Origin of the sequence: Pseudomonas sp. St29 (assembly GCF_001547915.1) — a bacterium.
In the GTDB taxonomy this organism is placed as follows: Bacteria; Pseudomonadota; Gammaproteobacteria; order Pseudomonadales; family Pseudomonadaceae; genus Aquipseudomonas.
On the sequence record NZ_AP014628.1, the window covers coordinates 4,925,703 to 4,941,555 of the forward strand.

Sequence of the window (15,853 nt, forward strand, 5' to 3'; positions counted from 1 at the left end):
CGATAAGTCTTTGCCGGCCGTTCGATTGCTGTCGGCGCGCAGCGATTGGACAGGACTTGCCCTTATGACTGATACCCCGAATTCACCCGCCTCCGAGCAGGAAGCCGTCGCCCCGGAAGCGCCGCCGTTGCCGTGGGCGGACGTTCAGGCCGAACATCACAAGATGCTGCGCCTGGCGCCCCTGAAGACCGATCGCGCCACCGGCGTGCGGCCTTTGCGCTTTGTCGAGTTCGGTTATGCCGAACGCAACAACAAAGAGCACAGCCTGCTGCGCATGACGATCCGCCTGCCCGGTCAGCGGGTGCGCAAGGAACAGAATCACCTGGATGTCTGGGTGGAGCACGAGACCCGCCGGGTGCACTTCGAGCCCGAGGGTGGGCTGCAGATCGAACCGCTGAACCGGGGCATCGGGCGCTTCCTGCTGGCCCAGGCCGCGCAGTGGGCGCAAAAGAAGTGGCCGCATTACCGGGTGGACGGCTTCGACCTCGGCAACAAGGAGGCCCTCAACGAAGACACTCGCCTGCGTCGCGATCATGTGTTGCGCACCCAGGGTTTCGACGTGGTGTATGCCGACGCCCAGCACCTCAAGGGCAGCGTCAAGGATGTCCAGGCAGGCGAGCTGCTGAGCCAGTGGAACACCGAGAAGCTGCAGTTCGTGGAAATACTGGAAGCGGCGCAGATGCTCCAGCAGGCCGAACAGAACCTGGAAGAGCTGGAAGTCAATCTGCGCAAGCAGGAAGAGAAAGTCACCAAGTACAAACGTGAAGACACCGGCCTGCGCTTCACCATCACCTGCCTGGTGGCCTTCGCGGTATTCCAGGCGGGGCTGCTGATCTGGATTGCGACGCACCGCTGAGTCGCATCCTGCTGACGGCTCAAGGCCCGCATCACGCGGGCCGGCCCATCACTCAAACGCGAGAAGCAAACAGCGCCTGATGCTCGCGGCACTGCTCTGCCGTGAGCATGAACACGCCATGACCACCGCGCTCGAAGTCGAGCCAGGCAAAATCCACTTCCGGATAAAGCGCCTCGACGTGAACCTGGCTGTTGCCCACTTCGACGATCAGCAGTCCCTTCTCGGTCAGATGATCGGCAGCTTCGGCGAGCATGCGGCGTACCAGGTTCAGGCCATCGTCGCCACAAGCCAGGCCCAGCTCGGGTTCATGCTGGTACTCGTCCGGCATGTCGGCAAAGTCTTCGGCATCGACATAGGGCGGGTTGGACACGATCAAGTCGAAGCGCTGCCCCGGCAAGCCATCGAAGCCATCGCCCTGAACGGTAAACACTCGCTCGTCGACGCCGTGCCGCTCGATGTTCTGATTGGCCACTTCCAGCGCTTCGAAGGACAGGTCCGCCAGCACCACTTCGGCGTCGCGGAATTCGTAGGCGCAGGCGATACCGATGCAACCGGAGCCGGTGCACAGGTCGAGAATCCGCGCCGGCTCGTTGCCCAGCCAGGGTTCAAAGCGTTTTTCGATCAGTTCGCCGATAGGGGAACGGGGAATCAGCACCCGCTCATCGACGATGAACGACATGCCGCAGAACCAGGCCTCGCCCAACAGGTAGGCGGTGGGCACCCGCTCTTCGATACGGCGCTTGAGCAGGTGCTGCAGGTGGGCCAGTTCGTCCTCTTCCAAAGCGCAGTCCAGATAGCTGTCGGCAATTTCCCAAGGCAGGTGCAAGGCACCGAGCACCAGTTGGCGGGCCTCGTCCCAGGCATTGTCGGTGCCATGGCCGAAGAACAGATCCTCCCCATGAAAGCGGCTGACAGCCCAGCGGATATGGTCGCGCAAGGTGCGCAGGCGGGAAGTGATCACGGGACAGACTCCTGACAAAACGACCGGCAATACTACCAGCCAAAACGCCTGCCGACGACGAATGAAAAACCGCAGGCAGGCAATCGTCCGCCGCGCAGGTTTTGCCGCTCAACGGCCAATACCTTGCCCCTCTTGACAAGGCTGCAGGCCAACAACGGCGCACCTTACGTTAGTAGCGATTCACAGAAGCGCTCTGCCAGAGGACAATGTCGCAAAAGCCCCACTCACAGGAGCCCCAGAATGTCCGTTCCAAAGACGATGTTTCAACTCAGCGGTCGTGGTTACGCCGCGGCCAATTTGAGCCACGCGACCCTTGTGATCATCGACGCCCAGAAAGAGTACCTCAGCGGTCCCCTGGCCCTGTCCGGCATGGACGCGGCCGTAGCCAATATTCGTCAACTGCTGGTGGCGGCCCGGGCAGCCGGCCGGCCTATCGTGCATGTGCGCCACCTCGGCACCGTCGGTGGTCTGTTCGACCCCCAGGGCGAGCGCGGCGAGTTCATCCCCGGCCTAGAGCCGCAAGGCGACGAAACCATCATCGGCAAGCTGTTGCCCAGCGCCTTCCATGGCACCGAACTGGAAAAACGCCTGCAAGACCTCGGTTCCCTGGACCTGATCGTGGCCGGTTTCATGAGCCACTCCAGTGTCAGCACCACCGTGCGGGCAGCCAAGAACCTGGGGTTCCGCTGCACCCTGGTGGAAGACGCCTGCGCCACCCGCGACCTGCCCTACAAGGGCGGCATCCTCAGTGCCGAGCATGTTCAGCAGACCGAAATGGCGATCATGGCCGACAACTTCGCCACCCTCGCCCAGACCGCAAGCCTGATCTGATCAGCCCTGGTGAGCGGCTGGCGGGCCGCTCATCCATAAACGCCTCGCATTTGCAGCAATTGCCTTAGCCTCAGGAACCACCCGGTCAACTCCCGGTCGAAGGGCCGATACCCATTGAGGAAGGTCGGAATGAAGATATCCGATGGTTTTGACGCACGCCGGTTGCGGCCCAGAAGCCCGCGGAACTGGCGATTGCGCCTGGGGGCGGGATTCTCCGCGTTGCTGGCGACATTCGGCGTACTGCTGGCGATGGCAGGTGCGGCCAGCCTGCTGGGCCGCGCTCCGGCACTGGGAGAACTCAATGCCAGCCCGGCCGGGTCGGCGGTGATTCTGGCGGTTGGCCTGTTACTGCTGTATGTCGGCGTTCGCCTGTGGCGGCGTTGCCGGCGGCGCATGCGCCAGCCCCTGGCACTGAACATGGCGCCACACCTGATGAAAAAACACGACTGACGAATCTGCGCGCGATTTGCGCGCCAGAAGGTGTACCGAGTTGGGTAAACTAGCCGCCCTTCGCGGAGGCTGACATGCAAGACGACGATTTTTCCCTGTTCAAAAACGAGATCCGCGGCGTCAAGCCGATCAAGCACGATCGTGCCGACACAGGCAAACCCAAGGCTGACCGCGCGCAGATCGCCAAGCTGCGCCAGGCCGCCACCGTGCGCAGCGAAACCACTACGGTGGATGGGCTGTCCGATCAGTTCGTCATCGATGTAGGACCGGAAGATGAGCTGATGTGGGCCCGCGACGGGGTCCAGGAAAGCCAGATGCGCAAGCTGAAAATCGGCCAGATCCCCTTCGAAGGCAGCCTCGACCTGCACGGCATGACGGTGGAAAAGGCCCGGGAAACCCTCTGGGCATTTCTTGCCGAGGCCACCCGTTTCGAGATCCGCTGCGTGCGCGTCACCCACGGCAAGGCCGTGCGCCTGGACGGCAAGCGCCCGATGATCAAGAGCCACGTCAACACCTGGCTGCGCCAACATCCACAGGTGCTGGGCTTCACTTCGTGCCAGGCCAAACACGGCGGCACCGGTGCGCTTTACGTGATGCTCAAACGCACCATGATGGAAGGCCGTGACGAATAAAGCCGCTGCATCACGCTTGCAGCGTCGTGTCCGCCACCGTACCCTTGCCCTTTGCGTAAAATCCCACAGGTAGTTTCATGTCTCTGGAACAGAATTACACCGCGATCCTCGGCCAACTGGGCGAGGACGTCTCCCGCGAGGGCCTGCTCGACACGCCCAAGCGTGCCGCCAAAGCCATGCAGTACCTTTGCCGCGGTTATGCCCAAACCCTGGAAGAGGTCACCAACGGTGCCTTGTTCAGCTCCGACAACAGCGAAATGGTGCTGGTCAAGGACATCGAGCTCTACTCGCTGTGCGAGCACCACCTGCTGCCGTTTATCGGCAAGGCGCACGTCGCCTACATTCCCAGCGGCAAGGTTCTGGGACTGTCGAAAGTGGCGCGCATCGTCGACATGTATGCCCGTCGCCTGCAGATCCAGGAAAACCTCAGCCGGCAGATCGCCGACGCCGTCCAGCAAGTGACCGGTGCCCTGGGCGTCGCCGTGGTGATCGAGGCCAAGCACATGTGCATGATGATGCGCGGTGTGGAGAAGCAGAACTCGTCGATGATCACCTCGGTGATGCTGGGTGAGTTCCGCGAGAATGCGGCGACCCGCAGCGAGTTCCTCAGCCTGATCAAGTGACAGGCAGCAGACAAGAAACCGGCGATGATCGCCGGTTTTTTTTCGCCCGGCAAAATCAGGTAAGCTGCCGCCCCTTCATTCATGGGCAAGAGGCAATACCGTGATCGTCAAAGCGCTGCGAGTCGGCCTGGGTCAACTCATCATTTTCATCGACTTCATCACCCGTCCGCGCAAGCAGAAGCGCACAGCTGCTGCTCAGGCGAACGTCGAAGCGGCCGCCAAGGGCCTGACCCTGTATCAATTCCACGCCTGCCCGTTCTGCGTGAAGACCCGCCGCACCCTGCACCGCCTGAACGTGCCGGTGGCCCTGCGCGACGCCAAGAACAACGAGCAGGATCGCCAGACCCTGCTGGAACAGGGCGGCAAGATCAAGGTGCCGTGCCTGCGGATCGAAGAAAACGGCCAGACCACCTGGATGTACGAATCCAAGGTGATCATCGATTACCTGAACCAGCGCTTCTCCGCGGCCTGAGGCCCTTCCCCGGGACGATGCCGTCCCGGGTCAGTTGCAGATCCGGCCAGGTCCGTTCAATCGAACATCCCGACATGCCGCGGATGGCTCTGCACTCGCTGGATCCAGGCCTGGATCCCCGGGTATCGGGCCAGGTCGAAGCCGCCTTCATGGGCTACGTGGGTGTAGGCATAGAGCGCGATATCGGCAATCGAATAGTGCTCGCCCACCAGGTAAGGCGTGCGGCTCAGCTGCTTTTCCATCACATCCAGTGCCTTGTAGCCACGCTTGTGCAACTTCAGGTATTCCTCCCGACGCTCTTCGGGCAAGCCTTCGTAGACTTGGATAAAACGCGCCACGGCGATATAGGGCTCATGGCTGTATTGCTCGAAGAATTGCCACTGCAGAACCTGGGTACGCAGGCGCGGTTCGCTGGGCAGGAACTCGCTGCCATCGGCGAGAAAGTTGAGAATCGCGTTGGACTCCCACAGACAAGTGCCGTCTTCCAGTTCCAGCACCGGAATCTTGCCGTTGGGATTTTTCGCCAGGAAAGCCTCGGTCTGGGTATCGCCTCCGAGAATGTCCACCGCCTGCCATTCATAGGGCAGCCCCAGCAAATTGAGCATCAGCTTGATCTTGTAGCAGTTGCCCGAACGGTAATCGCCATAAACCTTGTACATGGCCCTCCCCTTAGGCTGCCTGTGCAGCCTGTGCTTGACGTATCACGGTGGCCAGCCGCTTGAGGCCTTCGTCCAGACGCGCCGGATCGATATGGCTGAAATTCAGCCGCAGATGCCCATGATTGCGCTCCGGTTCAGAGAAGAACGGTTCGCCGGGCATAAAAGTCACGTCCTGCTCCAACGCCGACTTGAGCAAAGTGCGGGTATCCAGGGGCTGTTTCAAGCTCAACCAGAAAAACAGACCGCCCTCGGGCACCTGCCAATCCGCCAGATCGGCGAAATGACTCTGCAATGCCACCTGGAAAGCATCCCGTCGCTGGCGGTAGAAACTGCGCAGCGCGTCCAGGTGCTCCTGGAACTGCCGGCTGCCGATCCATTGCATGGCTTGCCACTGGCCGACGCGGTTGGTGTGCAGGTCAGCAGACTGTTTCAGACGCAACAGGTGGGGAAACAGGTCCGGACTGGCAATCAGGTAGCCGACCCGCAATCCCGGGAGCAAGGTTTTCGACACCGTGCCGGTGTAGATCCAGCTGGCCTTCTGCAGACGACTGACAATCGGCGTGGCACTGCCACCATCGAAAGTCAGTTCGCGATAGGGCTCGTCCTCGATCAGGGTGACCCCGAACTCGTCCAGCAACGCCGCCACGGCGGCGCGCTTGCTCTCGCTATAGCGCACCGCCGATGGGTTCTGGAAGGTCGGAATCAGGTAGACGAAGGCCGGACGATGCTGTTCCAGGTTCGCCCGCATCTGCGCCAGGTCCGGACCGTCAGCCTCCAAGGGCACCGTCAGGCAATCAGCACCGAACAGCTGGAAGATCTGCAGGGCCGCCAGATAGGTCGGGGCCTCCAGCATGATCCGCGTGCCCTTGTCGATGTAGAGCTTGGCCGCCAGATCGAGGGTCTGCTGGGAGCCGCTGACCACCAGGACCTGGCTCGCCTCGCAGGCTACACCCAGCTTGCGCGCCTCGGCAGCCAGGGCCTCTCGCAACTGCGGCTCGCCTTCACTCATGCCGTACTGCCCCATGGACAGCGGCATGTCTTGCCACTGCACCTTGGGCAGCATCACTTCGGCCGGCAGGCCTCCAGCGAACGACATCACTTCCGGGCGCTGGGCCGCTGCCAGGATTTCACGGATCAGGGAGCTTTTGAGGCGCGATACACGTTCGGAGAAAGCCATGGAGATCACCGCTAGCGAAGGAGGGAGAAAATACGTCAAACTGCTTGACCAAAATTACGCCGACTCTCGCAGATACGTCAATATGCTTGACCTTAAAAACCCGACCTCGCAACAGGCCGCCATGGAGGCCTTCTTCTTTGGCTATCAGGCCTTCACCGCCAAGGCCGACGAAATGCTCGAACGCCGTGGCCTGAGTCGCGTGCACCAACGCATCGTGTTCTTCATCGCGCGCTACCCGGGGCTGAGCGTGAAAGAGCTGCTCAACCTGCTGGGTGTGAGCAAGCAGGCGTTGAACACGCCCTTGCGCCAACTCATGGAAATGCACCTGGTGGACAGCGTCGCCCCGGACAGCGACAAACGAAAACGCCTGCTGCAGTTGAGCGCCGATGGTGCGCGTTTCGAACAAGCCTTGCGCCGCGAGCAGGTCAAGCTGCTGCAACGCGCGTTCAGCGAAGCTGGAGAAAGCGCCGTCGACGGCTGGCTGGCGGTGAACCAGGCCCTGGCCGGAAAAACCGCAGACCTCTGATCCTGCCCTCCCTCGCCGTCCGCTCGGGCGGCGTCTATCGCACACGCACGACGGTCGGCCCCTGGGCATAAGCGGGGGCCGGTATATAGCCACGCCCTCAGATTTTTCGCACACAAAAGCAAAAACATTATTTGCTTTCTTTGTATACAAAAGCATAATTCGCCCGTGTGAGTTCTTGACCTTAAAGTCAACAAACCCCACAAGCCCTGCCTGCCTCAAAGAGCCGCCGCCCACCTTCTGATGCCCGGTTCTGGAAAAAACAATAAAACTCTTGAGGAGTACTCGCTGTGGAAAGCCGCAAATCCGAAGCCTCTCCGCTGGACCTCTCGCCCTCGCTGAACAGCGGCTGGCTGGAACGCATCTTCAAACTCAGGTTGCACGGCACCACGGTGAAGACCGAGCTGATTGCCGGTCTGACAACCTTCATCACCATGGCCTACATCATCTTCGTCAACCCCAACATCATGGCCGATGCCGGTATCGATCACGGCGCCGCCTTCGTCGCCACCTGCATCGCTGCCGCCCTGGGCTGCCTGTTAATGGGCCTGTACGCCAACTGGCCGGTGGGCCTGGCCCCGGGCATGGGCTTGAACGCCTTTTTCACCTACACCGTGGTCGGCACCATGGGCTACCACTGGGAAACGGCTCTCGGAGCCGTGTTTATTTCCGGCGTGCTGTTCATGATCCTGACCCTGTCCCGGGTCCGTGAATGGCTGCTCAACAGCATTCCGGTGAGCCTGCGCTATGCCATGGGCGCCGGGGTCGGCCTGTTTCTCGGCCTGATCGGCCTGAAAACCGCCGGCATCATCGTCGACAGTCCGGCGACCCTGATCAAGCTCGGCTCCCTGCGCGAGCCCGGCCCGCTGCTGGCGGCGATCTGCTTTCTGATGATCGCGGTGCTCAGCTACCACCGGGTGTTCGGCGCCATTCTGCTCAGCATCATCGCCGTGACCCTGGCCGGCTGGGGCATGGACCTGGTGCACTACAACGGTATTCTCTCCACCCCACCGAGCCTGGCGCCAACCTGGATGGCCATGGATATCGCCGGGGTGTTCAACGTCAGCATGATCAGCGTGGTCCTGGCCTTCCTTTTCGTGCACATGTTCGACACCGCCGGCACCCTGATGGGCGTGGCGCAGCGCGCCGGCCTGGTCAACCCCGACGGCAAGATCGAGAACCTGTCCCGGGCCCTCAAGGCGGACAGCGCCTCCAGCGTCTTCGGCGCCGTGGTCGGCGTACCGCCAGTGACCAGTTATGTGGAAAGTGCCGCCGGGGTGGCGGCCGGCGGGCGCACCGGTCTGACGGCAGTCACCGTAGGCGTGCTGTTCATCGCCGCCATGTTCTTCGCGCCGCTGGCGGGGATGATCCCCGCCTACGCCACAGCCGGCGCCCTCATCTATGTCGCGATGCTGATGATGGGCGGCATGGCCCACATCAACTGGGACGAAGCCACCGACAGCATTCCGGCCATCGTCACGGCAATCATGATGCCCCTGACCTTCTCCGTTGCCGACGGCATTGCCCTGGGCTTCATCACCTATGTGGTGCTCAAGGCCGGAACCGGCAAGCACAAGGAAATCTCCATCAGCCTGTATGTGCTGTGCGCAATCTTCATCGCCAAGTTCATTTTCTTGTAAATTGCTCCGGCTTCACCTGCCCCATCCCGCCGGATGGGGCTTTTGCGCATGGAGAGAACGTGATGAACCCGGAAACCTGGCTGTTGTTCAGTGGCGCTGCACTGGTGGTGATTCTGATCCCCGGGCCCTTGTCCTTGCTGATGATCAGCAACAGCCTGAACCATGGCCTGCGCCGCTCCTACCCGGCGTTTCTGGGTGGCGTGCTGGCCTCGATCTGCCTGTTGAGCGCATCGGCCCTGGGCCTGGGGGCGGTGTTGATGGCCTCGGAACAGCTGTTCAGCACCTTGAAGATCGTCGGCGCGCTTTACCTGTTCTATCTGGCCCGGCAAAGCTGGCTGCAGTCACGGCTGCACAAGCAAGGCGCCGTGCTGATGGATGCCGCACCGATACCGCGCTTTCGTGCACTGTTCGGGCGCGCTTTTGTCCTGGGGGCGAGCAATCCGAAGGACATTCTGTTTTTCGCCGCCTTCCTGCCGCAGTTTCTCAGCGCCCAGCAACCGTTTATGCCGCAACTGCTGATCATGCTCGCCACCTGGACCCTGCTGGACCTGGGCTGCAAGCTGGCCTACGGCCTTGGCGCCCGCGGCGCCGCCGGCTACCTGCGCAGCGGCAAGGGCCAGAGTTGGTTCAATCGCCTCAGCGCCGGACTGTTCGGCGCGGCTGGAGCTGCATCCCTCCTGAGTCGTTGACACGCTTGTTGCCAACCCGCCAATAGCCACCTGCACCGGCGGCACTTTCAACAGGACGAAAAAAAGCCCGCAGTGTGAGCGGGCAAGGACCAAAAGAAGCTATTTGCGCAGGATTCTTGGGGGTAAGTCCTAGCTTCCTCTGTAGGTCGAATAGCTGTAAGGCGAGATCAACAGCGGCACGTGGTAATGCTCCTGCTCGGCACTGATGCCAAAACGCAGCACCACTACATCCAGAAAGGCCGGCTGCGGCAGTGGCACGCCTCGGGCGCGGTAGTAGTCACCGGCATGGAACTGCAACTGGTAGACCCCGGAGCGGTAGTCTTCCCCCTGCAGCAAGGGACTGTCGCAGCGGCCATCGCTATTGGTCAGGGCGCTGGCGACCAGTTCCAGCTGCGTCCCTTCAACCCGATACAGCTCGACCTTGATAGCGCTGCCAGGGCAGCCATGTGCGGCATCCAAAACATGTGTAGTCAAACGTCCCATTGATTCTGCGTGCCTGTCGCCCAATGAGTGAACAGGCCTCGCGCCTCCCGGAGTCAGTGATTGAAAGGGGACCGCGGCGTTTCAGCAGTGAAAAGGCTGCGGAGAGGTTCCGATTAAGACATTTTTCAAAAAAATTGTACACAATAATAATCACAAATATGCCCACAACCGGTGCCCTCCCCGGCAACTTGCGAATCACCCTCCAAACCTCAGCAGCAGGCGACTCTCCAGGCATAAGCTGACCAACCGGGCAAGTTTCTTGCAAGCAGGATCCCTCGTGACAAAAGCGGAAAAATGCAAAAAATCGGGCTTACAAACTGAATATAAATTTGTATACAATCGCCCCATCGCAGTGACGCCCACCTGGTTTCCCGGCTTCAGGTTCCGCCACGCCACCGTTATCACGAACAAGAAGGAAGACTGCAGTGAGCGCTGACTACCCTCGCGACCTGATCGGTTACGGCTCCACCCCTCCTCATCCTCACTGGCCGGGCAATGCCCGCATCGCCCTGTCCTTCGTGCTCAATTACGAAGAAGGCGGCGAGCGCAACATTCTTCATGGCGACAAGGAATCGGAAGCCTTTCTGTCGGAAATGGTTTCGGCGCAGCCGCTGCAGGGCGAGCGCAACATGAGCATGGAATCGCTTTACGAGTACGGCAGCCGCGCCGGCGTCTGGCGGATTCTCAAGCTGTTCAAGGAATTCGACATTCCGCTGACCATCTTCGCCGTGGCCATGGCCGCCCAGCGCCACCCGGACGTGATCCGCGCCATGGTCGAAGCCGGTCACGAGATCTGCAGCCACGGCTACCGCTGGATCGACTACCAGTACATGGACGAGGCCCAGGAACGCGAGCACATGCTCGAAGCCATCCGCATCCTCACCGAGATCACCGGCGAGCGCCCCCTGGGCTGGTACACCGGCCGCACCGGCCCGAACACCCGGCGCCTGGTGATGGAGGAAGGCGGTTTCCTCTACGACTGCGATACCTACGACGATGACCTGCCCTACTGGGAACCCAACAACCCTACCGGCAAGCCCCACCTGGTGATCCCTTACACCCTGGACACCAACGACATGCGCTTCACCCAGGTGCAAGGCTTCAACAAGGGCGACGACTTCTTCCACTACCTCAAAGACGCTTTCGACGTGCTCTACGCCGAAGGTGCCGAAGCGCCGAAGATGCTCTCCATCGGCCTGCACTGCCGCCTGATCGGCCGCCCTGCACGCCTGGCTTCGCTCAAGCGCTTCATCGAGTACGTCAAAGGCCATGAACAGGTCTGGTTCACCCGCCGCGTCGACATCGCCCGCCACTGGCAACAGACCCATCCTTACCAGGGAGCGACGAAATGACCGCCTTCCAGAGCCTCAAGCCCTCGAGCCTGAGCCGTGAAGCCTTCGTCAAGGCCTTCGCCGACATCTACGAGCATTCGCCGTGGGTGGCTGAAAAAGCCTACGACCTGGGCCTCGACGCCTCCGTCGACCAGATCGAAGGCCTGCACCAGCGCATGAGCGATATCCTCTTGAGCGCCGATCACGCCGCCCAATTGGCACTGATCAACGCTCACCCGGACCTGGCCGGCAAAGCCGCCGTCCAGGGCCAGCTGACCGAAGCCAGCACCAACGAACAGGCCGGTGCCGGCATTCACCAATGCACGGCCGAAGAGTTCCAGCGTTTCACCGAGTTGAACGATGCCTACAAGGCCAAGTTCAAGTTTCCCTTCATCATGGCGGTGAAGGGCAGCAATCGGCACCAGATCCTCGCCGCGTTCGAAACCCGCATCCACAACACCGTGGATACCGAGTTCAAATGCGCGCTGGCCGAGATCAACAAGATCGCCCTGTTCCGCCTACAGGCCCTGTAGCGGCAGCTCAGCATCCCCGCTCCGCTTGAGGCCGCCGTCGCCGGCAAGCCGGCGGCGCCAGGGGATGATGAACCGACACCCTTATCAGAGAACATAAGAAGAACAGCATGCGCACATTAGTGATTGAACCCCTGAGCAAAGAAGCCTTCGCCCCCTTCGGTGACGTAATCGAGACCGACGGCAGCGACCACTTCATGATCAACAATGGTTCGACCATGCGCTTCCACCGCCTGGCGACGGTTGAAACCGCCCAGCCGGAGGACGAAGCGATCATCAGCATCTTCCGCGCCGACGCACTGGAAATGCCCTTGACCATTCGCATGCTGGAACGCCATCCGCTGGGCAGCCAGGCCTTCATCCCGCTGCTCGGCAACCCCTTTCTGATCGTGGTCGCGCCACTTGGCGATGAACCTGTATCAGGCTTGGTCCGCGCCTTCGTCAGCAATGGCAGGCAGGGCATCAATTACCATCGCGGCGTCTGGCACCACCCGGTGCTGACGATCGAAAAGCGGGATGACTTCCTGGTGGTTGATCGCAGTGGCAAAGGCAATAACTGCGATGAGCATTTCTTCAAAGAGGATGAGCGTTTGATCCTCGCCCCCCACCAATAAGAGAAGGCCTGATCACTCGACAACAAGGGTGACAGGCAAGAGGTAAAGACTGTGGAAGCACATCTGTTGGAATGGCTCAACCTGAGCGTGCGTTGGGTACATATGATCACTGGTGTGGCCTGGATCGGCGCATCGTTCTACTTCGTCTGGCTGGAGAACAACCTCAATCGCGTCAACCCCAAGGACGGCCTGTCCGGCGACCTCTGGGCGATTCACGGTGGCGGTATCTATCACCTGGAAAAATACAAGCTGGCCCCTCCCTCGATGCCGGAGAACCTGCACTGGTTCAAGTGGGAAGCCTACTTCACCTGGATGTCGGGGATCGCCCTGCTGTGCCTGGTGTTCTACTACAACCCGATGCTCTACCTGGTGGCTCCCGGCAGCGGCCTGACCGGCCCTGAAGGCGTGGCCATCGGGATCGGTGCGCTGATCGCCGGCTGGTTCGTCTACGACTTCCTCTGCGATTCGCCACTGGGCAAGAAACCCGCCCTGCTCGGCTTCATTCTGTTCCTCCTGCTGATCGGCGCCGCCTACGGCTTCAGCAAGGTGTTCAGCGGCCGAGGCGCGTACCTGCATGTGGGTGCAATCATCGGCACCATCATGGTGGGCAACGTGTTCCGCATCATCATGCCGGCCCAGCGCGCGCTGGTGGCGGCGATCGCGGAAAACCGCACCCCCGACCCGACCCTGCCGGCCAAGGGCCTGTTGCGTTCGCGTCACAACAACTACTTCACCCTGCCCGTGCTGTTCATCATGATCAGCAACCACTTCCCGAGCACCTACGGCAGCCAGTACAACTGGTTGATCCTGGCCGGGATCGCGGTCCTGGCAGTGCTGGTGCGTCACTACTTCAACACCCGTCATGACAGCCACAAGTTCGCCTGGACCCTGCCCGTGGCGGCGCTGGGCATGATCTGCCTGGCCTATGTGACCGGTCCGACGCCAGCGCCCAGTGCTGCGGACGTGGCCAAGGCCCCTGCCCAGACCCAGTTCCAGCCATTGCCGGAAACCGCCCTGGGTGGCAAACCGGCAACCACGACCGAAGCTCAGCCAGCACCAGCACCAGCGCCAGCTGCGCCTGCCGCGGCCAGCGCCCCGGCGCAGGCTTCGAATGCCGGCCCGGCCTTCGACAAGGTGCACAGCGTGATACAGGAGCGGTGCGCGGTCTGCCACTCGGCCAAGCCCACCAGCCCGCTGTTCAGCGCCGCGCCTGCCGGGGTGATGTTCGACACACCGGAACAGATCCGCCTGCAAGCTGCGCGTATCCAGGCCCAGGCCGTGACCAGCCAGATCATGCCGCTGGGCAACATCACCCAGATGACCCAGCAGGAACGTGAATTGATCGGCGCCTGGATTGCCCAGGGGGCCCAGACCCACTGATCAGTGCCTGCACCCAGGCTGCTTCGCGAGCAAGCTCGCTCCTACAGAACCGGATTCATCTGTAGGGGCGGGCTTGATTGCCGTCAGCCGTCCAAGATTCGTCCGCGGCAAACCCGTTGCGCACCAAGACGCAGCGGTTAAATCACAAGAATAAAAAGATTCGAGGTGTTGCATGTCCGATTCATCCGAACAGTGCGTCCCCGCCGCGCCCGCCATTGTGCGCTTGCCTTTCCTGCAACTGATCCTGGTGGGGCTGCAACACGTTCTGCTGATGTATGGCGGTGCAATTGCGGTGCCGCTGATCATCGGACAGGCCGCGGGCCTGAGTCGTGAAGAAATCGCCTTCCTGATCAATGCCGACCTGCTGGTGGCCGGAATCGCCACCATCGTCCAGTCGATGGGCATCGGCCCCATGGGCATTCGCATGCCGGTGATGATGGGCGCCAGTTTTGCCGCCGTAGGCAGCATGGTGGCCATGGCCGGCATGCCCGGCATCGGCATGCAGGGCATCTTTGGCGCCACCATCGCCGCAGGCTTCTTCGGCATGCTGATTGCGCCGTTCATGTCCAAGGTGGTGCGCTTCTTCCCGCCCCTGGTCACCGGCACGGTGATCACCTCGATCGGCCTGTCACTGTTTCCGGTGGCGGTGAACTGGGCCGGCGGTGGCAGCAGTACCGCGCAGTTCGGTTCGCCCATCTACCTGACCATCGCTGCACTGGTGCTGGGCACCATCCTGCTGATCCATCGTTTCATGCGTGGTTTCTGGGTGAACATTTCCGTGCTGATCGGCATGGGCCTTGGCTACGTGCTGTGCGGCATGATCGGCATGGTCGACCTCAGCGGCATGGCCCAGGCGCCCTGGCTGCAGGTCGTCACCCCGCTGCACTTCGGCATGCCGCAGTTCCACCTGGCGCCCATCCTGTCCATGTGCCTGGTGGTGGTGATCATCTTTGTCGAATCCACCGGGATGTTCCTGGCCCTGGGCAAGATCACCGGCCAGGAGGTCACCCCGCGCATGCTGCGCCGTGGCCTGCTGTGTGATGCCGGCGCCTCGTTCTTCGCCGGTTTCCTCAACACCTTCACCCACTCTTCGTTCGCCCAGAACATCGGCCTGGTGCAGATGACCGGGGTGCGCTGCCGTTCCGTGACCATCGTTGCCGGCGGCCTGCTGATCATCCTCAGCCTGCTGCCCAAGGCGGCGTTCCTGGTAGCCTCGATTCCTCCAGCGGTACTGGGCGGCGCAGCCATCGCCATGTTCGGCATGGTGGCCGCCACCGGGATCAAGATCCTCCAGGAAGCCGATATTGGCGACCGGCGCAATCAACTGCTGGTGGCGGTGAGTATCGGCATGGGCCTGATTCCCGTGGTGCGCCCGGAGTTCTTTGCCCACCTGCCGCTGTGGATGAGCCCCATCACCCACAGCGGCATTGCCATGGCGACCTTGAGCGCCCTGGTGCTGAACCTGCTGTTCAACATTCTCGGGGGCACCGAGCGCGCCATCAGCAACGCTGAACAGGCTCACCAGCATTAAGGCTTGACCAGGGCGCCGGACCGGCGCCCCGATCCCTGCCTCACCGCTCATGCATGAGTGCAGTGCTCGCCAGCCCTGCACCGATCACTGCCCAACAACGCCGCGCCTTGAAAACAAGAATAAACAGGGAGCCCGCCATGCAGCCTGCACCAGCCCGACAACTGTCCGCCGCTCACCCACTTGCGGCCACCCACTGCGCCCCTGATGGCGGGTCGTCCGCGCGGTTTCTGCGCCTCTCAGCACGGACAACGCGCTGAGATGTGCGGTCTGCCTGCCCCAAAGTGGCTGCCAGTGCGCTGTTGCAGAGCACTTGAGCCCTGCCGTGGGAGCCAGTATTCTCCGCGGCCGCGCAAATCCGGTCTAAAAAAAAGTCCGGATGAAAAACCTGACCTGAAGGCCAACTTATCCCGGCCAGGACAGGTCTCGAGGCGCACGAAATCAACGCTCGAAACACTCTCGTTCGACTGTATT

At 61.6% G+C, this 15,853-nt stretch carries 18 protein-coding genes; 14 read left to right on the forward strand and 4 right to left on the reverse strand.

What is annotated here, in order from left to right:
• The first annotated feature begins 64 nt into the window (after positions 1-64).
• Entirely contained in the window at positions 65-856 is a 792-nt protein-coding gene (locus PST29_RS21635) for a hypothetical protein (RefSeq protein WP_060844326.1), read from the forward strand.
• 52 nt (positions 857-908) lie between these two features.
• On the opposite strand, the gene prmB is transcribed toward PST29_RS21635, so the two are convergent.
• On the reverse strand, positions 909-1,817 hold the full coding sequence (gene prmB / locus PST29_RS21640) for a 50S ribosomal protein L3 N(5)-glutamine methyltransferase (protein WP_016962780.1): 909 nt from the start codon (positions 1,815-1,817) through the stop codon (positions 909-911).
• Positions 1,818-2,057: 240 nt separating this feature from the next.
• Between prmB and PST29_RS21645 the strand changes: the two genes are divergently transcribed.
• The 5 genes from PST29_RS21645 to PST29_RS21665 all read left to right on the forward strand — a co-directional run bounded on the left by PST29_RS21645 (position 2,058) and on the right by PST29_RS21665 (position 4,825).
• Complete coding sequence (locus tag PST29_RS21645; protein WP_060840487.1) at positions 2,058-2,648, forward strand: cysteine hydrolase family protein; 591 nt, start codon at positions 2,058-2,060, stop codon at positions 2,646-2,648.
• Between the two features lie 129 nt (positions 2,649-2,777).
• Entirely contained in the window at positions 2,778-3,098 is a 321-nt protein-coding gene (locus PST29_RS21650) for a hypothetical protein (RefSeq protein ID WP_060840488.1), read from the forward strand.
• A 74-nt stretch (positions 3,099-3,172) separates the two neighbouring features.
• A complete protein-coding gene (locus PST29_RS21655) occupies positions 3,173-3,730 on the forward strand; it encodes a Smr/MutS family protein (RefSeq protein ID WP_060840489.1) in 558 nt (185 codons plus the stop codon).
• Between the two features lie 77 nt (positions 3,731-3,807).
• Positions 3,808-4,353: a GTP cyclohydrolase I FolE gene (gene folE / locus PST29_RS21660; protein ID WP_011062625.1), complete on the forward strand. Its 546-nt coding sequence runs from the start codon at positions 3,808-3,810 to the stop codon at positions 4,351-4,353.
• A 100-nt stretch (positions 4,354-4,453) separates the two neighbouring features.
• Positions 4,454-4,825 carry a glutathione S-transferase N-terminal domain-containing protein gene (locus tag PST29_RS21665; protein WP_060840490.1) on the forward strand — a complete coding sequence of 124 codons (372 nt, stop codon included), beginning with the start codon at positions 4,454-4,456 and terminating at the stop codon, positions 4,823-4,825.
• Between the two features lie 56 nt (positions 4,826-4,881).
• Here PST29_RS21665 and PST29_RS21670 read toward each other — a convergent pair whose 3' ends face one another.
• Positions 4,882-5,484: a glutathione S-transferase family protein gene (locus PST29_RS21670; RefSeq protein ID WP_060840491.1), complete on the reverse strand. Its 603-nt coding sequence runs from the start codon at positions 5,482-5,484 to the stop codon at positions 4,882-4,884.
• A 10-nt stretch (positions 5,485-5,494) separates the two neighbouring features.
• Positions 5,495-6,661, reverse strand: a complete 1,167-nt coding sequence (locus PST29_RS21675) for an aminotransferase-like domain-containing protein (RefSeq protein ID WP_060840492.1) — start codon at positions 6,659-6,661, stop codon at positions 5,495-5,497.
• Positions 6,662-6,743: 82 nt separating this feature from the next.
• On the opposite strand from PST29_RS21675, the gene PST29_RS21680 reads away from it, so the two are divergent.
• From PST29_RS21680 to PST29_RS21690, 3 genes are all read left to right on the forward strand, one after another.
• The gene (locus PST29_RS21680; RefSeq protein ID WP_060840493.1) at positions 6,744-7,187 is read left to right on the forward strand and encodes a MarR family transcriptional regulator; all 444 of its coding nucleotides are present in this window, start codon (positions 6,744-6,746) and stop codon (positions 7,185-7,187) included.
• Between the two features lie 287 nt (positions 7,188-7,474).
• Complete coding sequence (locus PST29_RS21685) at positions 7,475-8,824, forward strand: NCS2 family permease (protein WP_060840494.1); 1,350 nt, start codon at positions 7,475-7,477, stop codon at positions 8,822-8,824.
• Between the two features lie 62 nt (positions 8,825-8,886).
• A complete protein-coding gene (locus tag PST29_RS21690; protein WP_060840495.1) occupies positions 8,887-9,513 on the forward strand; it encodes a LysE family translocator in 627 nt (208 codons plus the stop codon).
• Positions 9,514-9,642: 129 nt separating this feature from the next.
• Here the strand turns inward: PST29_RS21690 and uraH are convergent, their stop codons facing one another.
• The gene (gene uraH / locus PST29_RS21695) at positions 9,643-9,996 is read right to left on the reverse strand and encodes a hydroxyisourate hydrolase (RefSeq protein ID WP_060840496.1); all 354 of its coding nucleotides are present in this window, start codon (positions 9,994-9,996) and stop codon (positions 9,643-9,645) included.
• A gap of 425 nt (positions 9,997-10,421) precedes the next feature.
• On the opposite strand from uraH, the gene puuE reads away from it, so the two are divergent.
• The 5 genes from puuE to PST29_RS21720 all read left to right on the forward strand — a co-directional run bounded on the left by puuE (position 10,422) and on the right by PST29_RS21720 (position 15,382).
• Complete coding sequence (puuE, locus tag PST29_RS21700) at positions 10,422-11,348, forward strand: allantoinase PuuE (RefSeq protein WP_060840497.1); 927 nt, start codon at positions 10,422-10,424, stop codon at positions 11,346-11,348.
• Positions 11,345-11,860, forward strand: a complete 516-nt coding sequence (uraD, locus tag PST29_RS21705) for a 2-oxo-4-hydroxy-4-carboxy-5-ureidoimidazoline decarboxylase (protein WP_060840498.1) — start codon at positions 11,345-11,347, stop codon at positions 11,858-11,860. Before puuE ends, uraD begins: the two co-directional genes overlap by 4 nt.
• A gap of 107 nt (positions 11,861-11,967) precedes the next feature.
• Positions 11,968-12,471, forward strand: a complete 504-nt coding sequence (locus PST29_RS21710) for an ureidoglycolate lyase (RefSeq protein ID WP_016962791.1) — start codon at positions 11,968-11,970, stop codon at positions 12,469-12,471.
• A 51-nt stretch (positions 12,472-12,522) separates the two neighbouring features.
• Positions 12,523-13,851: a urate hydroxylase PuuD gene (locus PST29_RS21715; protein WP_060844327.1), complete on the forward strand. Its 1,329-nt coding sequence runs from the start codon at positions 12,523-12,525 to the stop codon at positions 13,849-13,851.
• Between the two features lie 172 nt (positions 13,852-14,023).
• A complete protein-coding gene (locus tag PST29_RS21720) occupies positions 14,024-15,382 on the forward strand; it encodes a nucleobase:cation symporter-2 family protein (protein WP_060844328.1) in 1,359 nt (452 codons plus the stop codon).
• Positions 15,383-15,853 lie beyond the last annotated feature (471 nt).

What these genes read in the sequence shown, in the direction of transcription:
- folE (WP_011062625.1), top strand. Translation starts at nt 3,808, where the DNA reads ATGTCTCTGGAACAGAATTACACCGCGATCCTCGGCCAACTGGGCGAG.
- PST29_RS21635 (WP_060844326.1), top strand. Translation starts at nt 65, where the DNA reads ATGACTGATACCCCGAATTCACCCGCCTCCGAGCAGGAAGCCGTCGCC.
- PST29_RS21710 (WP_016962791.1), top strand. Translation starts at nt 11,968, where the DNA reads ATGCGCACATTAGTGATTGAACCCCTGAGCAAAGAAGCCTTCGCCCCC.
- PST29_RS21720 (WP_060844328.1), top strand. Translation starts at nt 14,024, where the DNA reads ATGTCCGATTCATCCGAACAGTGCGTCCCCGCCGCGCCCGCCATTGTG.
- PST29_RS21680 (WP_060840493.1), top strand. Translation starts at nt 6,744, where the DNA reads ATGCTTGACCTTAAAAACCCGACCTCGCAACAGGCCGCCATGGAGGCC.
- uraD (WP_060840498.1), top strand. Translation starts at nt 11,345, where the DNA reads ATGACCGCCTTCCAGAGCCTCAAGCCCTCGAGCCTGAGCCGTGAAGCC.
- PST29_RS21645 (WP_060840487.1), top strand. Translation starts at nt 2,058, where the DNA reads ATGTCCGTTCCAAAGACGATGTTTCAACTCAGCGGTCGTGGTTACGCC.
- PST29_RS21650 (WP_060840488.1), top strand. Translation starts at nt 2,778, where the DNA reads ATGAAGATATCCGATGGTTTTGACGCACGCCGGTTGCGGCCCAGAAGC.
- uraH (WP_060840496.1), bottom strand. Translation starts at nt 9,996, where the DNA reads ATGGGACGTTTGACTACACATGTTTTGGATGCCGCACATGGCTGCCCT.
- PST29_RS21690 (WP_060840495.1), top strand. Translation starts at nt 8,887, where the DNA reads ATGAACCCGGAAACCTGGCTGTTGTTCAGTGGCGCTGCACTGGTGGTG.
- PST29_RS21670 (WP_060840491.1), bottom strand. Translation starts at nt 5,484, where the DNA reads ATGTACAAGGTTTATGGCGATTACCGTTCGGGCAACTGCTACAAGATC.
- PST29_RS21655 (WP_060840489.1), top strand. Translation starts at nt 3,173, where the DNA reads ATGCAAGACGACGATTTTTCCCTGTTCAAAAACGAGATCCGCGGCGTC.
- PST29_RS21675 (WP_060840492.1), bottom strand. Translation starts at nt 6,661, where the DNA reads ATGGCTTTCTCCGAACGTGTATCGCGCCTCAAAAGCTCCCTGATCCGT.